Raw genomic sequence first — 19030 nt, 5'->3', positions numbered from 1 at the left:
GCCACCGCGCACCCCCTCGGCGGCCCGTTCCGCGCACGTGGTCACCAGCGCGCCACAGCCGGTGCCCGCACGCGCCGAGACCCCGGATCAGTCGCGTTCCGGCCGCAGTAGCGGAACCATCAGTTGATCGACCATCTCTTCGAGGTCCCGCTCGCACCATTCACTGCCGCACAGCTTTGCGCGATACATCATCATCGCCGGGATGACATCGAAGACGTACCCGTTCGCAGCGCCACTCCGCACCTCACCTCGCTCGACTCCACAGATGATGACCTTGCGCAGCAGTTTCATGATCGGCTCGACGACACCCTCGTAGATCACGGCATGGAAGCGCTCGGCCTGCAGGGTGTCGCATTCGTGAACCACCGAGCGAAGCGCCAGACCCGGACGTGAGTACATCGCCTCCCGACCCTGCCGGCACAGCACCAGCAGGTCCTCGCGCACGCTCCCGAGGTCGGGCGCCCGGTCGAAGCTCGGCAGTCCGGCCTGGAGCGCGTCCGCGACGAGGTCCTCCTTGGACGACCAGCGGCGATAGACCGCGGCCTTGCCGGTCTGAGCGGCGGCTGCGACGCCCTCCATGGTGAGGCCGTTCCAGCCGACAGTACTGAGTTGCTGCAACGCGGCGTCGAGGATCGCGCGTTCGAGCACAGCACCGCGTCGGCGAAGTGAGACCGGCTGCGCGGAGGTGGCTGTCAAGGACGAAGGAGCCATCTGCGTATCTCCGTTGAGCATGAGGAAGCGGGGGTTCCGGGAAGGGGCGAGCGGTCGGGCGTCGCCGTACGGCAATGAACTCAGTGAACGCTTGCGTTCACTGACGGGGACTCATTACCTTTGGACGCGACAGTGAACGCGGTCGTTCACTAACGCACTTGTGGGGGACTCATAGTGACTACCTCTCCATTGATCCAGGATCAGAAGCCGGGAGCCCTACGCCCGGAACGGCGCCCGGGCATCGCACTCGCCGTCATCGTGGCCTGCCAACTCATGGTGGTACTCGACGCGACGATTGTGAACATCGCGCTCCCGCACATTCAAGACGCACTCAAGTTCAGCACGACCGAGCTGACGTGGGTGGTCAGCGCGTACACGCTCACCTTCGGCGGTCTGCTGCTTCTCGGCGGCCGGGCCGGCGACATCCTCGGCCGACGCCGGGTCTTCATGACCGGCATCCTGCTGTTCACCTTTGCCTCGCTGCTCGGTGGACTGGCCCAGGAACCCTGGCAGTTGCTGGCCGCGCGCGCCCTGCAGGGCATGGGTGGTGCCATCGCGTCGCCCACCGCGCTGGCTCTCATCACCACCACCTTCCCCGAAGGCCCCGAACGGAACCGGGCGTTCGGCGTCTTCGCCGCAGTCTCGGCCGGTGGCGGCGCGATCGGCCTGCTGGCCGGTGGCATGCTCACGGAATGGCTCGACTGGCGCTGGGTCCTCTTCGTCAACGTGCCCATCGGCGTTCTGATCGCCGTGCTGACACCGCGGTTCATCAGCGAGTCCCCACGGCACCCGGGGCGCTTCGACATCGCGGGTGCGGTCACCTCGACGCTCGGCATGGCGTCCTTGGTGTACGGCTTCATCCGCGCCTCCGAGGAGGGCTGGCGGGACAGCGTGAGCATCGGGTCCTTCGGTGCGGCCGTCGTGCTGTTGGCCTCGTTCGCCTTCATAGAAACGCGGGCTCTGGACCCGATCACCCCGCTGAGGATGTTCGCCGACCGCAACCGCTCGGGCACGTACGTGATCATGCTGAGCCTGGCCGCGGCGATGTTCGGGATGTTCTTCTACATCGTGCTCTTCGTGCAGAACGTGCTGGGGTACACGCCGATCTCGGCAGGACTGGCCTTCCTTCCGGTGACGGTGGCGATCGTGATCGGCGCGGGCCTGTCGCAGCGGTTCCTGCCGGTGCTGGGCCCCAAGCCGTTCATGTTGGTGGGCGCGACTCTGGTCGTCATCGGGCTCGGCTGGCTGACGTTCATCAGCCCCGACAGCTCGTACGTCTCAGGAGTGCTCGGACCGATGCTGACGTTCGGCTTCGGCATGGGCCTGAACTTCGTGACGCTGACGCTGACCGCGGTCTCGGGCGTCGCCCAGCACGAGGCGGGTGCGGCCTCGGGCCTGCTCAACACCACGCAGCAGGTGGGCGGTTCGCTCGGCCTGTCCATCCTGACCACGGTGTTCGGCACGGCCAGCCGGAACGAGGCTGCCAAGCAGATACCGAAGTTCCTGACGGACGGAACGGCCGAGCAGAAGGCGGAGTTCGCCAGGACACACCGACTGCCGGCTCCCTGGGGGCACGAGGTACTCGCGCACGGCATCTCGATGGCCTTCATCCTGGCCGCCGCAATGGCCGTACTCGCCCTGGCCACGGCCGCGTCGGTGATCCGCGTACGCAAGAGCGACCTGGAGGCCCTGGCCGGCGCGGCCGGTCCTGCCGCGGGCTGAGAGGATCCGCCCGTTCCTGCTCCCGGTCCACCGACCGGGGGCAGGAACCCGCGTCGGCCGGACCGCGCCCGGGAGGAGGACGGCCGCGCTCCGGTCGCCTACGCCGCCGAAGGCGCCCAGTCGGGCAGCGGTTCCGCCCGCTCGAGCCACTCCGCGGGCGGCGCCCCGGCCTTCCCCGAGGCGATCACTCCGCCGACGATGGCGCAGGTGGTGTCCACGTCACCGCCCACCTGGGCAGTCGTCCAGAAGGCCTGCTCGTAGTCGCCGAGGGTGCGCGCGGCCGACCAGAGCGCGAACGGCACCGTGTCGTGCGCCGTCGTACGCCGCCCGCAACCCAGTACGGCGGCGACGGTCACCGCGTCGCCGTAGTCGAGCATGTCCCGCGCCCGCCGCAGCCCGGCTCCGACGGCGCTCTTCGGCACGAGTGCGATGACGCCGTCGAGCAGCGCCTCGGCGCTCGGCGGCCCCGCCGGACCGGCGACGAAGGCGGCCGCCGCGGCGACGGCCATGGCACCGACCACGGCCTCGCGATGCTGGTGCGTGGGATACGCGGAGATCTCCGCCTGGTGCGTGGCCTGCTCGGGATCATCGGCATACCAGGCGCCCAGGGGCGCGATCCGCATGGCCGCGCCGTTCCCCCACGACCCCTGCCCCTCGAACAACGCCGCGGCCAGCTCGCGCCAGTCACCGCCCTCCCGGACGAGCCGGAGGAGACGGCCCACGGCGGGTCCGTAGCCACGGTCGAAGTCATGGTGCTCGGCGAAGGAGCGGGCCAGTGCGTCCTGGTCGATGCGTCGGTGCCGGAGCAGGACGGACACGATGGAGCAGGCCATCTCCGTGTCGTCCGTCCACTGCCAGGGGCCCGACGGCAGCTCGCGGCGCTTGAGCAGCGGATAGTTCGCGGGGACGAAGAACTGCGAGCCCAGCGCGTCCCCCACCGACAGCCCGCGCAGGCTGGCCAAGGCGCGTTCCAGGCGCCGGGAAGAGGAGTCAGCGGTCATCGTTCTGCCACTCTATCCGGTGACCCAGTACGGTTGCGGATCACGCCAACGCTCGAACGGCCGGTCGAGCGAGTATGTACCATCCTCCCCGAGGAGAAGCGTGCGGGTCTCGCCGTTCCCGGGGTTCGAGAGGCATTCGAATTCCGCGACCGTCCAGTGGAACCAGCGCATACAGAACAGCCGCATGGCCAGTCCATGAGTCACCAGGAGAACGTTCGACGGGTGATCGGGGGCCTCGAAGCTTCGGAACAGGCTCTCCAGGAAACCTCCCACCCGGTCGTACACATCGGCGCCGGACTCGCCCTGGGCGAAGCGGTAGAAGAAGTGCCCGTACGCATCCCGGTACTCCTTCTGGAGCCGTACATCGTCGCGGTCCTGCCAGTTACCCCAGTCCTGCTCGCGCAGCCGGGGCTCCTCCCGGACGCGGACGAGCTCCGGGTCCAGGCGGAAGGCCTGGAGCGTCTCGTGCGTGCGGCGGTACGGGGAGACGTACACGCTGACGCGCTCCCGGCCGAAGGTCTCCCGCAGCCGCCTGCCCGTCTCCTCCGCCTGCCGCCATCCCCTCGCGGTGAGGGGCAGCGCGTGGTCGGGCGCGCGTTCGTACACGGAGTCATCGGCGTTGCCCTCCGACTCGCCGTGCCGGACAAGGACGATGCGCCGTGGTCGTGCCATGCCGAAACCCTAGACCGAGTGGTGCCTGGACGGGCACCCGAGGGGACTCCACACGGCGCGGGTCACATCGAAGACGCGTCCCTCCGGACGGCGCGGGTCACGCGTGGACGTCCACGGTCATCCGGGGCCCACCCCGGGCCGCCGCGGTCGCCCCTGCCGCGGACTCACACCGTCCAGGTCGGCTCCATGTCCACGACGTCGCCGGTGAGCGCGGCGATGTCCGCTTCCGTCTGCGCCCTCAGCGCCAGGCGCTCCACGCGCTCGGCACGGTACTTGCCGTGCTCGGCGGCCGACTGCCACATCGACAGGATCAGGAACTCATGCCCCGGCGCCTCGCCGAACAGCCCGCGGATCATGCCCGGCGAGCCGGCCATGGCCGGGTTCCACACTTTCTCCTGCATCAGCGCGAAGTGCTCGGCCCGCTCCTCGTGGACCCGGCAGTGCGCGACACGCACCAGATCGGCGTCCGCGAAGCGGGGCTCGAAGCCGGTCTTCACATCGAAGCGGTGGTCGAACAGCCTGACCTGCTGGTCCTTGAACGTGCCGGACTGCGAGGCGGCGAGCCGGTCGTGGGAACGGGCCATGAACGAGTCGTAGAAGGCGCGGCTCTCCCAGAACGCGAAGATGTGCGCCACACCGGGCCGCACCCGGCTCCAGCCCCCGCCCTGTCCCCGGAAGCCCGGCTCCCCCAGAAGCCCCGCCCATTTTCGCTGCCCCCGCTCGAAACCGCGGCGGTCGACCACGGTGCAGCGAATCCACTTGACCAGCACCGCGCCATCGTAAGGCCCCAGGCGTGGCCTCGGTCAGTCCCCGGCGGAGACCACCCGGACGAAGACCCCGGCGCGCAAGGCACTATGGACAACTGGCCCTTCTTGCACTGGAGTTCGTGCGGAGAAGGCATGGCAGCGGGGAGGGATGTGTGATGAGCGGTCTCAACAAGGGCATCCGCAAGGCGGAACTGGCGGTGAAGTGGGACCCGAGCCCGGCAGGTCGGCCGCCCACCGATCTCGACATCGTGGCCGCCACCTACCTGTCGGCGGATCCGTACGGGGAGCCCGCGTACGTCGTGCACTTCGACAGCCGTTCCCCGGACGGCACGATCTATCTGAACCGTGACAGCACCGACGGCAAAGGTTTCGGCTGGGACGAGATCATGACACTGGAGCTGTACCGGCTCGACAGCCGGTACGCACGCGTGGTGGGCGGCGTCGTCATCCAGCAGCACACCGGACGCAGGACGTTCGTCGACGTCCTGAACCCGGCGCTGCGTCTGCGCGACGGCTACACGGTCCTCGCCGAGAACGACTTCGGCGGTGTCCTCGGGTCGACGGCGGCGACGGTGGCCGAGTTCGTCCGCGACGACTCCGGCGAGTGGACGTTCCGCCCGGGAATTCACGGCTACGACACGGACCCGGCGGGCTTCGCCCGTCTCATGGGCGGCCCCCGCGACTCCTGAGCCCCTTCCTGAAGGGAGCCCTCGGTGCCACGGCTCCCCGAACGGATTGCCACGGACGCCGAAGGGCGGCACGACCGTCGGTCGTGCCGCCCTTCAGGGGATCAGGTCAGCTGCACCCGCTCGTCGAGCCGCAGCCCTCGCAGATGTAGCAGGAACCCGCCCGCTGCATCTTGGTGCCGCAGGAGAAGCACAGCGGAGCGTCCGCCTGGATGCCCAGCTGCATCTCCACCAGTTCGGCACTGGTGTGCGCCTGCTTCGGGGCCGGCTGGGCCGCCGGGGCCTCGGTCCTCGGGGCGGCGATCGCCTTCAGCTCCTGGGTGCGCGGGGCCGACTGGGCCAGCCCCTCGACGTCGACCTCCTCGTCGATCGGCTCGTACGAGCCGGTCTCCAGGTGGCGCTGACGCTCCTCGGCGGAGTGGATGCCGAGCGCGGAGCGTGTCTCGAAGGGCAGGAAGTCCAGCGCCAGGCGACGGAAGATGTAGTCGACGATCGACTGCGCCATCCGCACGTCCGGGTCGTCCGTCATCCCGGCCGGCTCGAAGCGCATGTTCGTGAACTTCGAGACGTAGGTCTCCAGCGGAACGCCGTACTGCAGACCCACCGAGACGGCGATCGAGAAGGCGTCCATCATGCCCGCGAGGGTCGAGCCCTGCTTGGACATCTTCAGGAAGACCTCGCCCAGCCCGTCGTCCGGGTAGGAGTTGGCGGTCATGTACCCTTCGGCGCCGCCGACGGTGAAGGAGGTGGTGATGCCGGGACGACCCTTCGGGAGGCGCTTGCGGACCGGGCGGTACTCGACGACCTTCTCGACCGTGGTCTCCGCAGCGGGCTTCTGCGCCTTCTTCTCGGCGGTCTCCTTCTTCTTGGCGGAGAGCGGCTGGCCGACCTTGCAGTTGTCGCGGTAGATCGCGAGCGCCTTGATGCCCAGCTTCCAGGCCTCGAAGTAGATCTCCTCGACCTCCTCGACGGTCGCCGACTCCGGCATGTTGACCGTCTTGGAGATGGCGCCGGAGATCCACGGCTGGATCGCGGCCATCATGCGGACGTGGCCCATCGGGGAGATGGCGCGCTCGCCCATGGCGCAGTCGAAGACCTCGTAGTGCTCGTGCTTGAGGCCCGGCGCGTCGATCACATTGCCGTGCTCGGCGATGTGGGCGACGATCGCCTCGATCTGCTCCTCCTGGTAGCCGAGACGGCGCAGCGCCTGCGGCACGGTGCCGTTGACGATCTGCATCGAACCGCCGCCGACCAGCTTCTTGAACTTGACCAGGGCCAGGTCCGGCTCGACACCGGTGGTGTCGCAGGACATCGCGAGACCGATGGTGCCGGTCGGCGCGAGGACGGACGCCTGGGAGTTGCGGAAGCCGTTCTTCTCACCGAGACGAAGCACGTCCTGCCAGGCCTCCGTGGCGGCGGCCCACACCGACGTGTCCAGGTCGTCCATCCGGACGGCCGTGGCGTTGGCGTCGGCGTGCTGCTTCATGACGCGCAGGTGCGGCTGCTCGTTGCGGGCGTAGCCGTCGTAAGGGCCGACGACCGCGGCCAGCTCGGCGGAGCGCTTGTACGCCGTGCCGGTCATCAGGGAGGTGATGGCGCCGGCCAGGGCGCGGCCGCCGTCGGAGTCGTACGCGTGCCCGGTCGCCATGAGGAGGGCGCCGAGGTTGGCGTAGCCGATGCCGAGCTGGCGGAAGGCGCGGGTGTTCTCGCCGATCTTCTGGGTCGGGAAGTCCGCGAAGCAGATCGAGATGTCCATCGCGGTGATGACCAGCTCGACCACCTTGGCGAAGCGCTCGACGTCGAAGGACTGGTTGCCCTTGCCGTCGTCCTTCAGGAACTTCATCAGGTTCAGCGAGGCGAGGTTGCAGGACGTGTTGTCCAGGTGCATGTACTCGCTGCACGGGTTCGAGCCGTTGATACGACCGGACTCGGGGCACGTGTGCCAGTGGTTGATCGTGTCGTCGTACTGGATGCCGGGGTCGGCGCAGGCCCAGGCGGCCTCGGCCATCTTGCGGAAGAGCGCCTTGGCGTCGACCTCCTCGATGACCTCACCGGTCATGCGGGCGCGCAGGCCGAACTGCCCGCCGGTCTCGACGGCCTTCATGAAGGTGTCGTTGACGCGGACCGAGTTGTTGGCGTTCTGGTACTGGACGGAGGTGATGTCCTCGCCGCCCAGGTCCATGTCGAAGCCCGCGTCGCGCAGGGCGCGGATCTTCTCCTCCTCCTGGACCTTGGTCTCGATGAAGTTCTCGACGTCCGGGTGGTCGACGTCCAGGATCACCATCTTGGCGGCGCGGCGGGTGGCGCCGCCCGACTTGATCGTTCCGGCTGAGGCGTCGGCGCCCCGCATGAAGGAGACCGGGCCGGAGGCGTTGCCGCCGGAGGAGAGCAGCTCCTTGGAGGAGCGGATGCGGGAGAGGTTCAGGCCGGCGCCGGAGCCGCCCTTGAAGATCATGCCCTCTTCCTTGTACCAGTCGAGGATCGACTCCATGGAGTCGTCGACGGACAGGATGAAGCAGGCGGAGACCTGCTGGGGCTGCGGGGTGCCGACGTTGAACCAGACGGGGCTGTTGAAGCTGAAGATCTGGTGCAGGAGGGCGTACGCCAGTTCGTGCTCGAAGATCTCCGCGTCGGCGGGCGAGGCGAAGTACTTGTAGTCCTCGCCGGCCTTCCGGTACGTCTTCACGATGCGGTCGATCAGCTGCCTGAGGCTGGTCTCGCGCTGCGGCGTGCCCACGGCACCCCGGAAGTACTTGCTGGTGACGATGTTGACCGCGTTCACCGACCAGAAATCGGGGAACTCGACGCCACGCTGCTCGAAGTTGACCGAGCCGTCGCGCCAGTTGGTCATGACGACGTCACGACGCGCCCACTCGACCTCGTCGTACGGATGCACGCCGGGGGTGGTGTGGATGCGCTCGACCCGCAGTCCCTTGGTGGCCTTGGCCCCCTTGCCCCGGGAACCTCGTGCCGGACCGCTCGCCGTCTCTGTCATGCCGCCTCCCTGTATCGGGCAAAACGCCCTAAAGTGCCCCGTTTCTTCCCGTGGCACCGTGTCGTATGTCTGACTTGTCACGCGCATCGTGCGCGAGCGCGTGACGGGTCTGTGTGCGCCACCGACGAGCCGGCTCCGGCCGGCCTTCCCGTCAGTCGGTGGCGGTGGCGGGCACGGGGACGTCGACCGTCCCTCCGGGCCCGCGATCGATTCCCTGACACTCGATGTCCGGGGTGTCGTCCACGGCGGAGCGCTCCCGCTGCTGCTTCCTGAGTTCCGCGATCGCCGCCTCGAAGTCGTCCAGCGAGTCGAACGCCCGGTACACGGACGCGAACCGCAGGTAGGCGACGAGGTCGAGTTCCTGCAAGGGGCCGAGTATGGCCAGACCCACGTCATGGGTGGTCAGCTCGGCACTTCCGGTGGCCCGCACCGCCTCCTCGACCCGCTGGCCGAGCTGGGCGAGCGCATCCTCGGTGACGGGCCGCCCCTGGCACGCCTTGCGCACGCCATTGATGATCTTGGTGCGACTGAAGGGCTCGGTGACTCCGGACCGCTTGACCACCATCAGCGAGCACGTCTCCACGGTCGTGAAACGACGGGAGCAGTCGGGGCACTGACGACGCCTGCGGATCGACGTTCCGTCGTCGGTCGTACGACTGTCGACGACGCGGCTGTCGGGGTGCCTGCAGAAGGGACAGTGCATGGCTCCAACCCTCCTTTTCGGCACGGCTCATAGACCTCGCGAGGCCTCAGGGGCCCCTTCGAAGCAGCCCCAAGCATAGGCGATCGCCAGAGCCCCGAAGACCAGGCACCACAACTTGTGGGACAGCGTCGCGATCCAACCACTACATGTAGCGATCAGCTCGCACATTCACCAGAGACACGCCTGACACAGGCGGATGAGCACGTGCCGCGCGGGCGATCCGAAACCGGGTCGCATCCGGATACGGGTGCACGCCGCACAGACGCCGACGACGAAGGGGGCGGTTCCCGTCCAGCGGGACTCCGGATGGCAGACTGAGCGTCGGCCACGGCGGCATGCGGGGCCATCGCCCCGGCGGTGAAGAGTACAGCAATGAACACTTTTGTCCGCCGAGAACAGCACAGGCCATACACCTGGGCGCCCGATCACGCCCGGTAATTCGCGGAATTTCACTCGAACGTGTGTTTGGCGCAACCTTTCGAAAGCAATTACCGTTGTGCTGCACGGGAGACCATCGAGAGGGGCCGACGTGACCACCACCGCAGACAGTGCCACCACTGCCCAGGACCGCCCCCAGGGCCGACTCGAGCCGGTGCATGCCATGAACGAAGCCACGAACCACGAGGGGCCCAAGAGGTCCCTGCCCGGTCGTCCTCCAGGCATCCGGGCGGACAGCTCCGGACTGACCGACCGGCAGCGCCGGGTGATCGAGGTCATCCGGGACTCCGTGCAACGGCGTGGCTACCCTCCGTCAATGCGGGAGATCGGCCAGGCCGTCGGCCTCTCCAGCACCTCCTCAGTGGCCCACCAGCTGATGGCCCTGGAGCGCAAGGGCTTCCTGCGTCGCGACCCCCATCGCCCGCGCGCATACGAGGTGCGCGGTTCGGACCAGTCGACCTCCGTGCAGCCCACCGACACCGCGGGCAAGCCGGCCGCGTCCTACGTCCCGCTCGTCGGCCGCATCGCCGCCGGTGGCCCCATCCTCGCCGAGGAATCCGTCGAGGACGTCTTCCCGCTCCCCCGGCAGCTTGTCGGCGACGGCGAGCTGTTCGTCCTGAAGGTCGTCGGCGACTCCATGATCGAGGCCGCGATCTGCGACGGCGACTGGGTCACGGTCCGCCGCCAGCCCGTCGCCGAGAACGGTGACATCGTCGCCGCGATGCTCGACGGCGAGGCCACGGTCAAGCGCTTCAAGCGCGAGGACGGTCACGTCTGGCTGCTGCCGCACAACTCCGCCTACCAGCCGATTCCCGGCGATGAGGCGACGATCCTCGGCAAGGTGGTGGCGGTGCTGCGGCGGGTATGACCCGACCGCGGCGGGCAACCCTCTCCGACGCGCGCCCCCTGATCCGGGCCCCGGAACCCCTGCGCCGGTTCCGGGGCCCCATGCTGTCCGGAACCCCACGGAATTCCCCGGTGCGCTGCCTCGCGGCTCGGGCCGCGAGCCAGCGCACCGGGGACACAACCGAACCCCGCCCGGTTACGCCTCGTTCTCCTTCGCCGCCGCGTCGATCGCCGCCAGCGACTTCCGCGCCTGATTGCGGTCGGTCGTGTACCAGAAGTCGGGCAGGGACGCCTTCAGATAGCTGCCGTAGCGGGCCGTGGCCAGCCGCTGGTCCAGCACGGCGACCACACCGCGGTCCTCCGACGCCCGTACCAGACGGCCGGCGCCCTGCGCCATCAGCAGCGCGGCGTGCGTCGCCGCGACGGCCATGAAGCCATTGCCCCCGGCGTCCTCGACGGCCTTCTGGCGGGCGCTCATCAACGGGTCGTCGGGGCGCGGGAAGGGGATCTTGTCCATGATCACCAACTGGCAGCTCGAGCCGGGGACATCGACGCCCTGCCAGAGCGACAGCGTGCCGAAGAGACATGTCTTCGGGTCCGCCGCGAAGTTCTTGATCAACTCGCCGAGCGTCTCCTCACCTTGGAGGAGGATCGGGAACTCGGGGATGCGGGTGCGCAGTTCCTCGGCGGCGAGCTGGGCGGCCCGCATCGACGAGAACAGGCCCAGCGTGCGGCCGCCGGCCGCCTGGATCAGCTCCGTCAGCTCGTCCAGCATGTCCGCGCGGTCGCCGTCCCGCGCGGGCCGCGACAGGTGCCGGGCGACATACAGGATGCCCTGTTTCGGATAGTCGAAGGGGGAACCGACGTCGACGCCCTTCCACTTCGGGAGGTCGTCGCCCTCCGTGCCCTCGGGGGCGAGTCCGAGGGACGCCCCCACACCGTTGAAGTCGCCGCCCAGCTTCAGCGTGGCGGAGGCAAGAACCACCGAGCGGTCCGCGAAGAGCTTCTCCCTGAGGAGCCCCGACACCGACATCGGGGCGACCCGCAAGGAGGCACCGAAGCGGTCGTGGCGCTCGTACCAGACGACGTCCCATTCGGAGCCGTTGGTGATCCGCTCCGCCACGTCGTGCACGGTCTCCACGGAGGCCAGTGCCTGCTTGCGGACGGCGTCCTCGTCCTGGACGGACTTGTCACGGGTGGTGCCGAGCGCGGAGATCACCGTACGGGCGGCGTCCCGCAAAGCCATCAGGGCATAGCCGAGGTCCTCCGGGATCTCCTCCAGGCGGCCGGGCAGGGCCAGTTCCATCAGCCGCTCGAAGCCCTCGGCAGCCGTCTGGAGCTGGTCGGCGGCCTTCTCGTCGACGAGCTTGGCCGCCCGGCGCACCGAACGGTTGACCTGGCCGGGGGTGAGTTCGCCGGTGGCGACACCCGTCACCCGGGAGACCAGCTCGTGGGCCTCGTCGACGATCAGCACCTCGTGCTGCGGGAGGATCGGCGCGCCCTCGATGGCGTCGATCGCGAGCAGCGCGTGGTTCGTGACGATCACCTCGGCGAGCTTGGCGCGCTCGCGGGCCATCTCGGCAAAGCACTCGGCGCCGTACGCGCACTTCGAGGCGCCCAGGCACTCACGGGACGACACCGACACCTGGGCCCAGGCGCGGTCCGAGACGCCCGGAGTGAGGTCGTCGCGGTCACCGCTCTCCGTCTCCTGCGACCAGTCCCGCAGCCGCAGCAGGTCCTGCCCCAGCTTGCTGGTGGGCGCGGCCGCCTCGAACTGGTCGAAGAGGCCGTCCTCCTCGTCCTGCGGCACGCCCTCGTGCAGACGGTGCAGGCACAGGTAGTTCGACCGGCCCTTGAGCATCGCGAACTCCGGGCGGCGGCGCAGCAGCGGATGCAGCGCCTCGACCGTGCGCGGCAGGTCACGCTCGACGAGCTGGCGCTGCAGCGCCAGGGTGGCCGTCGCCACGACGACGGGCTCCCCGTGCGCGAGCGCGGGCACCAGGTAGCCCAGCGACTTTCCGGTGCCGGTGCCGGCCTGGACCAGCAGATGGGACCCGTCGTCGATCGCCTCCGCGACGGCTTGGGCCATGGCCACCTGGCCGGGGCGCTCCGAGCCGCCGACGGCTGTGACGGCTGCGTGCAGGAGTTCGGGGAGAGAGGGCTTCGTCATAGCGCGACCACCCTACGGCCCACCACCGACAACAGGGGCATCAACGCCACGGCTCGCGATGTGCCCGCGGGGAGTACGAGGGTCGGCGCGGTTCTGCGGAGCGCGGAGAGTGACCGGGCCGAACGGACGGATTCGGGGCGAGGAGCAGATTCGGCACAGGGATTCCTCGGGCGGGGAACCGACACAGGGCACCCTCCGTTACAGAGAGTGATGGAACTGGAGCAGGTGGCGCAGGGACCGGTCTCGGACCATCAGGGCGGCCCGCTTGTCGGGCAGGTCGACCTCGGCGGAGAACCGGAAGCCGGCGCTCAGGAAGGCGGCGATGGAGGGGGTGTTGCGAAGGTCGGGTTCGGCCACGACACGCGCACAGGAGGGACGCCGGTCGAAGACCAGGTCGGCGACGGCGCGCAGCAGCGTGGAGCCGAGGCCGCGCCCGCGGTCGGCGACTCCGCCGATGAGGAGGTGGATCCCGGTGTCGTGAGGGCGGGCGGGATAGTGGCGGGCCAGCGGGTCGAGGTCGGCCCGGTAGATCTCCCAGTAACTCATCGGTGTGCCGTCCAGAACGCCGAGGCAGGGAACGCTGCGTCCGTCGCCGAGGAGTTGCGCGCGCAGATGCCGCTCGGTCACCGACTCATGGCCTGCCAGATCCCAGAAGACCGCGACGGCGGGGTCGTTCATCCAACGGACAACCAACGGGAGATCACGGCGGGGGTTCACGGGCACGAGTTGGAAGTCGCCTACGGAGGTGGTGATCGAGCCCCAGTCGGCGACGTGGTCGAGGAGGTCGCCGCCCGGCGGGGCGGCGGGGGGCGCGGCCGGGGAGGCGGTCGCTCCCGGATGCGTGGCCGTGGTGGCGCTCGCGGCGCCGCGCCGATCCACCTCTTCCCCGGCGCAGAACGCCATGAACTCTTCGGGGAGTTTGAGGTCGAGAGTGTCCTCGCAGTCCGGACCGGACTGCGGGCCACGGCTGGATCCGGCACCCGTGCCGGTGTCGGGGGCGGAGGCGGTGCCGGTGTCGGTGCTCGCGTCAGCGGGAGGCACGACGACGCTCCTCTCAGGAGACGGGATGGGACATGTTCCTCAGGAGTGAAGGGGGTTGGTGATGGTGACGTAGACGGACTGGGTGCCGACCGGGCCGACGAGTTCGTCGAGGCCGTGCAGCCGGGTCAGCAGATTGGCCTTGCAGCGCAGGACGGGTGAGTCGAGCAGACGGGCGGGCAGGGGCGTGCGCAGTCGGCCGGGGCCGGTGGCGGCACCGGTGAGGAAGCGGCGCAGCGCGGCGAGCAACACCCGTTCGTCTGCGAGGTGTTGGGAGCCGAACGCGCCGATGAGGCCGAACACGTTGTTGATGCCGAGGTAGTACGCGAAGCGTTCGTCGGCGACCTCGTCGGGCACGAACGTGTCGCTGTGCTCGCCGATACCGGGCAGCCGGGCGTCGAGTTCGGCCCGACGGGACTCACGGAAGTAGTAGCCCTGATTGTCGCGGTAACGGCCGCCCGCGGGCCAGCCCTGCGGGTCCAGCAGGAGCACCGTGTTCTGCTGGTGTGCCTCCAGGGCGATGCCGGCCTCGCCGTCCAGCCAGAGCACGGGACGGACGACATGTTCGAGATAGCGCAGGAACCACTCGGTGGCGACCGCGCCGCGAGGACGGCCGGTGCGCCCCGCCAGGCGGGTGACGATCTCGGCGAGCCGGGAGCACGCGGCGGGTTGGTGCGGTCCGGCGGGCCGGGCACCGGCCCTGGGCGAGACCAGTGCCGCGACGCAGGTGGCGTCGTCCGCCGGGGCGAAGGGGTTGTGGCGGATCACCACGTCAAGACCGGTCACGGGTGTGCCGTCCAGGTCGTCGACGGCGATCCAGGCCGGATCGCGGACGATGTCGAAGCCCGGGTGCGCGGCCGGCCACTGCCGGCCGAGGCCCCGGCGCAGCAGGCGGTGCACCTCGACTCCCCGGTGGAGTTCCTTGCGGAGGTGCTCACGACGGGAGTTGGTGATGCGCAGGCCCAGCGACAGCTTGAGCATCGCGGGGGCACCCGGGCGGTGGACGGTACGGACGGAGGAGGTGGGGTGCCAGGAGTCGCCGTGCGGGCCGAGATCCCGGAGCAGTCCGGCGTCCAGCAGGGCGGCGGCCTCGGGGCGGTGCCGGACCTCGCGCGCCTGCCAGGGATGCAGCGGCAGCGCCGTGAAGCCGTCGGGCAACGGGAGGCCCGAGCCGGCGAGCCGTTCGGTCAGCCGGCCGGCGGGCACGCGCCGCCCCCGTTCCGTCCACGCCGAGTCGGCCGCGACCACCGAGGGCGCGACCGCCAGCCAGTGCAGCGGGAAGCGACCGCGCAGTTCGGGCGAGTAGCGCCGGATCTCGGTGTCGGAGAGGCCCTCGCGGCTCTTGGCCGTGGGGTGCATCGGGTGCCCGAGCAACAGCGCCTGCTCTGCGGAGAGGAAGAGGTCGGACCCGTCTGCAGGGCTCGCGCGTCGGTCCGTGATGAAAATCGTGGTGAGGCGGAGGGAATCGGCGACCCGGCTCACCAGGTCGGCATGGTGAGCGGATTCCGCGCCGGGCTCGGAGCCCGGCGCGGAGTGGTTCCCCGTGGTCTCCCGTGCCAGCAGCGCCGCCACGGTCGTCGCGTCCGCGGGAGGAGCCGGCTCCGGCGTGTCGGCCCGTGCTGCGACCGGGGAGCCGAAGCGGTGCCAGCCGGTCGCGGACCAGTAGTGCACCGGTACGTGGAGGGCCGTACCGCCGACGGGAAGCGGGATGCGCAGGGTGCCGTCGGTGGGAGGCGCGAGGCCTTTCTCGCGCACCCAGCAGCGCAGCAGGTTCTCCACGGTCGCGGCCTGGGCCGCCGTCCCCGGGTCGGGGTGTTCCACCAGGTCGACGGTGGCACCGTGCAGCTGTTCGACCTCTGGTGACGCTGCCTTCTGCGGGGGGACCATGTCGAACTCCGGTACGAGTGCGGCGGCCCGCACGGTGCCGGATTCCCGATCGGGGACGTCGGGGGTGGGGATGGCGTTCAAGGGCTTCCTCGTGAGGTCGTTCCGGCTCGTACGGCGACGGGCCGGGGCGGGGCGGGGCGGTACGGGTGCGTGCGGGACCCTGGGCCTGTCCGGCGGTTCGGGCGAGAGGCCGGGCCGGTGGTGTCGCGGGAGCGCCGCGGGCGCGGACTCAGGGGCGCGCGGGCCTGCGGGCCACCGCCGCCACCGCGTCCGCGAGCCGGTCCAGGACCGCGGTCGCCTGCTCGTCGCTGATCGTCAGCGGCGGCAGCAGCCGGACCACGCTCGTTTGCCGACCGCCCAGTTCCACGATCAGGCCGCGCCGCAGACACTCCCGCTGGACGGCGGCGGCCAGGGCGGGTGCGGCGGGGCGGGAACCGGCGGGCAGGGCGTCCAGGGGCGCGGATTCGGGTGCGCCCTCGGGGTTCACCAACTCGACGCCGATCATCAGCCCCCGGCCGCGCACGTCCCCGACACACGCGAAGTCGTCGGCAAGGGCACGGAGTTGGCCCAGCATGCGGGTGCCGAGCAGGGCGGCGTGCTCGGCGAGGCGGTTCTCCCGTACATAGGCGAGGGTCGCCGCGCCGGCGGCCATGGCGAGCTGGTTGCCTCGGAACGTTCCGGCGTGGGCGCCGGGCTGCCAGACGTCGAGGTCGTCGCGGTAGACCAGGACGGCGAGCGGAAGACTGCCGCCGATCGCCTTGGAGAGGACCATCACATCGGGGACCACACCGCTGTGCTCGACCGCCCAGAAGCGGCCGGTGCGTCCCACGCCGGTCTGCACCTCGTCCGCGATCAGCGGGATCGACCGGGCCTCGGTGATCTTCCGCATACGGCGCATCCACACGTCCGGGGCGGGGTGCACCCCGCCCTCGCCCTGGACCGGTTCGAGGATCATTCCGGCGGGCAGCGGAACGCCCGACTTGGCGTCGTCGAGGACGGACTCGGTCCAGCGGGCCGAGAGTTCGGCGCCGTACTCGCCGCCGACACCGAACGGGCAGCGGTAGTCCTGCGGATACGGCAGACGTGTCACGCGTACGTCAGTCGCGCCTCCGGACACTTCGAGGGCTCCCGCGGTCATCCCGTGGTACGCCCCGGTGAAGGCGAGGATCCCGCTGCGGCCGGTCGCCGTGCGCACCAGCTTGAGCGCGGCCTCGACGGCGTCGGTCCCCGCCGGCCCGCAGAACTGCACGCGCGCGTGGTCGGCGAGGCCGGGTGGCAGCGTACGGAACAGTTCGGTGGTGAAGGCGTCCTTGACGGGGGTGGCCAGGTCCAGGGCGTGCAACGGCGCACCCGAGTCGAGGACGTTGCGGATCGCCTCCAGGACCACCGGGTGGTTGTGTCCGAGGGCGAGCGTGCCCGCACCGGAGAGGCAGTCGAGGTAGCGGCGCCCATCGGCGCCCTCGATGGTGAGCCCGCGCGCCCGAACGGGCACGATGGGCAGGGCTCGCGCATAGGTGCGCGCCGCGGATTCCCGTGCGGACTGCCGCCGCAGAATGCCGTCATACGCGGCGCGCGCTCCGCCGGCTTCCTCAGCCGCGAGCGCCGCGCGCCCCCCTGCCGCTCCCACGCGCCCTTCCGGCTCGCCCTCTTGCGGTACCTCCGCGGTCTCCGTCACGGTCACGACGTCGGCTCCTCCCACTCTCCAGAGGCGATGGGGCGGGGGGTTGAGCACAGACGGCGGGTGCCCCCTGCCTACCAACGACGTGAACGGCTTGTGGAAGCGGGTGGGCGGAAGATCCTTGCCGGGGCGTGCCGCTCCGCGTCAGCGGTCGGGCGGGGCCGGGTGCCAGGGCGCGTTCGGCCGGGTGGGGCGCGGGCTGTGAGTGAGCCGGAGCGCGTACACCGGCCGGTCGGCGTCCGGTACACGGCCGAGGTAGGTGTGGCCCGTCATGTGGCACCAGGCCGGGAGGTCGAGCGGGGCGGCGGGATCGGTGGCGATGACGTGTACGAGGGTGCCCGCCTCGGCACCGTCGACGGCGGCGCGAAGGCGCAGCAGGAGGGTAATGCAGAGCAGTCCGGTGCCGTCGACGGTGAGGTCGGCCTCGGCAGGGGAGGCGTGGTGGGTCATCGGCTGTTCGCGGTGACGGCGATGGCGGGCAGGACGGCCAGGGAAAGGATGCCGCCGGTGAGGGCGAGGACCGGGTAGCTTGCGGCGGCCACGACGATACCGGAGGCCAGTCCGCCGGTGGCGCCGGCGATGGCGATGGCGACGTCGACCAGGCCCTGGGTCTTGGCCCGGGTGGCCAGGGGTACGGCGTCGGTGATGATCGCGGTGCCGGAGACCAGGCCGAAGTTCCAGCCGAGGCCCAGCAGGGCGAGGGCGAGCGCCAGCAGGGCGACGGAGTCGCCGGGTGCCGCGGCAGCGACGATCCCGGCTGCGAGCAGGGTGACACCGGAGGCGGCGGCGACCACGAGGCGGCCGTAGCGGTCGACGAGCCAGCCGGTCAGGGGCGAGGGCAGGTACATCGCACCGACATGGACGGCGATGACGAAGCCGGAGGCGGCGGTGCCGTGGCCGTGGTCGTGCATGTGGACCGGGGTCATCGTCATGATCGCGACCATGACCAGCTGGGTGAGGATCATCACCAGTGCGCCCAGTACGACGGTGGGGCGCCGTCGTTCGGCTGCCGGAGTGGGTGCGTCCTCGGGGGCCGTGGCGGGGGCTGTCTCCTGCCGGGTGTGGAGGGTGCGGGCGAGCAGCAGGGGGTCGGGGCGCAGCCAGAGGGCCAGGACGAGGGCGGCCAGGAAGTAGGCGACGCCGGCGAGGAGGAAGGGGCCGGCCAGGCGGGGGATGCCGAGCGTTGCGGCGAGGTCGCCGGTGGGGGCGGCGAGGTTGGGGCCGATGACGCCGCCGAGGGTGGTGGCGACCAGGACGGTGGAGACGGCGCGGGCACGGTGGGCGGGGGCGGCGAGGTCGGCTCCGGCGTAGCGGGCCTGGAGGTTGGTGGCGGTGCCGGCGCCGTAGATGAACAGGGCCAGGAACAGCAGGGCGGGGGTGTCGGTGGCGGCGGCCGCGATCACGCCGGCGCTGCCGAGGGCGCCGGTGAGGTATCCGGCGGAAAGTCCCACGCGGCGGCCGCGGGCTTGGGATACGCGGCCCACCGCGAGGGCGGCGAGGGCGGAACCGGCGGTGAACAGGGCGCTGGGCAGTCCGGCCAGATCGGTGGAGTGGAGCATGTCCTGAGCGAGCAGGGCGCCGACGGTGATGCCTGCCGCCAGCCCGGCGCCGCTGAGGACCTGGGAGGTGACCAGGACGGTCAGGGTGCGGCGCTGGGCCTGCGGGTGGGGCGATATGCCGTCTGTTGCGGGAGCGGTGCTCGTCACGGTGTTCCTT

General features: G+C 70.4%; 15 protein-coding genes. 3 read left to right on the top strand and 12 right to left on the bottom strand.

The genetic code is table 11. The features are described 5' to 3' along the window. Positions 1-87: 87 nt before the first annotated feature. Positions 88-711, bottom strand: a complete 624-nt coding sequence (locus BIV24_RS23690) for a TetR/AcrR family transcriptional regulator (protein WP_071368444.1) — start codon at positions 709-711, stop codon at positions 88-90. 174 nt (positions 712-885) lie between these two features. Here BIV24_RS23690 and BIV24_RS23685 point away from each other — a divergent pair, with 174 nt between their 5' ends. After that, positions 886-2433 carry an MFS transporter gene (locus BIV24_RS23685; RefSeq protein WP_071368443.1) on the top strand — a complete coding sequence of 516 codons (1548 nt, stop codon included), beginning with the start codon at positions 886-888 and terminating at the stop codon, positions 2431-2433. A gap of 98 nt (positions 2434-2531) precedes the next feature. Here the strand turns inward: BIV24_RS23685 and BIV24_RS23680 are convergent, their stop codons facing one another. The 3 genes from BIV24_RS23680 to BIV24_RS23670 form a co-directional block, all read right to left on the bottom strand. Further along, positions 2532-3434, bottom strand: a complete 903-nt coding sequence (locus tag BIV24_RS23680; protein WP_071368442.1) for an ADP-ribosylglycohydrolase family protein — start codon at positions 3432-3434, stop codon at positions 2532-2534. 12 nt (positions 3435-3446) lie between these two features. Further along, a complete protein-coding gene (locus BIV24_RS23675) occupies positions 3447-4106 on the bottom strand; it encodes a histidine phosphatase family protein (protein WP_071368441.1) in 660 nt (219 codons plus the stop codon). 164 nt (positions 4107-4270) lie between these two features. After that, positions 4271-4876, bottom strand: a complete 606-nt coding sequence (locus tag BIV24_RS23670; protein ID WP_071368440.1) for a YdbC family protein — start codon at positions 4874-4876, stop codon at positions 4271-4273. A gap of 152 nt (positions 4877-5028) precedes the next feature. Between BIV24_RS23670 and BIV24_RS23665 the strand changes: the two genes are divergently transcribed. Further along, a complete protein-coding gene (locus BIV24_RS23665) occupies positions 5029-5562 on the top strand; it encodes a TerD family protein (RefSeq protein ID WP_071368439.1) in 534 nt (177 codons plus the stop codon). 106 nt (positions 5563-5668) lie between these two features. Here BIV24_RS23665 and BIV24_RS23660 read toward each other — a convergent pair whose 3' ends face one another. After that, the gene (locus BIV24_RS23660) at positions 5669-8554 is read right to left on the bottom strand and encodes a vitamin B12-dependent ribonucleotide reductase (protein ID WP_071368438.1); all 2886 of its coding nucleotides are present in this window, start codon (positions 8552-8554) and stop codon (positions 5669-5671) included. A 151-nt stretch (positions 8555-8705) separates the two neighbouring features. Beyond that, on the bottom strand, positions 8706-9257 hold the full coding sequence (nrdR, locus tag BIV24_RS23655; protein WP_071368437.1) for a transcriptional regulator NrdR: 552 nt from the start codon (positions 9255-9257) through the stop codon (positions 8706-8708). A 529-nt stretch (positions 9258-9786) separates the two neighbouring features. On the opposite strand from nrdR, the gene lexA reads away from it, so the two are divergent. Beyond that, a complete protein-coding gene (lexA, locus tag BIV24_RS23650) occupies positions 9787-10563 on the top strand; it encodes a transcriptional repressor LexA (RefSeq protein ID WP_071368436.1) in 777 nt (258 codons plus the stop codon). 174 nt (positions 10564-10737) lie between these two features. Here the strand turns inward: lexA and BIV24_RS23645 are convergent, their stop codons facing one another. The 6 genes from BIV24_RS23645 to BIV24_RS23620 form a co-directional block, all read right to left on the bottom strand. After that, the gene (locus BIV24_RS23645; RefSeq protein ID WP_071368435.1) at positions 10738-12711 is read right to left on the bottom strand and encodes an ATP-dependent DNA helicase; all 1974 of its coding nucleotides are present in this window, start codon (positions 12709-12711) and stop codon (positions 10738-10740) included. A gap of 198 nt (positions 12712-12909) precedes the next feature. Continuing rightward, a complete protein-coding gene (locus tag BIV24_RS23640) occupies positions 12910-13752 on the bottom strand; it encodes a GNAT family N-acetyltransferase (RefSeq protein WP_071368434.1) in 843 nt (280 codons plus the stop codon). Positions 13753-13791: 39 nt separating this feature from the next. Beyond that, the gene (locus BIV24_RS23635; RefSeq protein WP_425442588.1) at positions 13792-15717 is read right to left on the bottom strand and encodes an IucA/IucC family protein; all 1926 of its coding nucleotides are present in this window, start codon (positions 15715-15717) and stop codon (positions 13792-13794) included. A 148-nt stretch (positions 15718-15865) separates the two neighbouring features. After that, positions 15866-17263 (bottom strand): diaminobutyrate--2-oxoglutarate transaminase family protein, encoded by a 1398-nt coding sequence (locus BIV24_RS23630; protein ID WP_071368475.1) that lies wholly within the window; start codon positions 17261-17263, stop codon positions 15866-15868. A gap of 195 nt (positions 17264-17458) precedes the next feature. Further along, positions 17459-17764, bottom strand: coding sequence for a sulfurtransferase TusA family protein (locus BIV24_RS23625; RefSeq protein WP_071368433.1), 306 nt, complete (start codon positions 17762-17764; stop codon positions 17459-17461). After that, positions 17761-19020: an MFS transporter gene (locus tag BIV24_RS23620; RefSeq protein WP_071368432.1), complete on the bottom strand. Its 1260-nt coding sequence runs from the start codon at positions 19018-19020 to the stop codon at positions 17761-17763. The genes BIV24_RS23625 and BIV24_RS23620 overlap by 4 nt, the downstream gene beginning before the upstream one ends. Between the last annotated feature and the right edge of the window lie 10 nt (positions 19021-19030).

It is taken from the genome of Streptomyces colonosanans, from assembly GCF_001866645.1.
GTDB lineage: Bacteria > Actinomycetota > Actinomycetes > Streptomycetales > Streptomycetaceae > Streptomyces > Streptomyces colonosanans.
The sequence above is the reverse complement of the archived record's forward strand: the minus strand, read 5'-3'. Positions and strand labels throughout refer to the sequence as shown.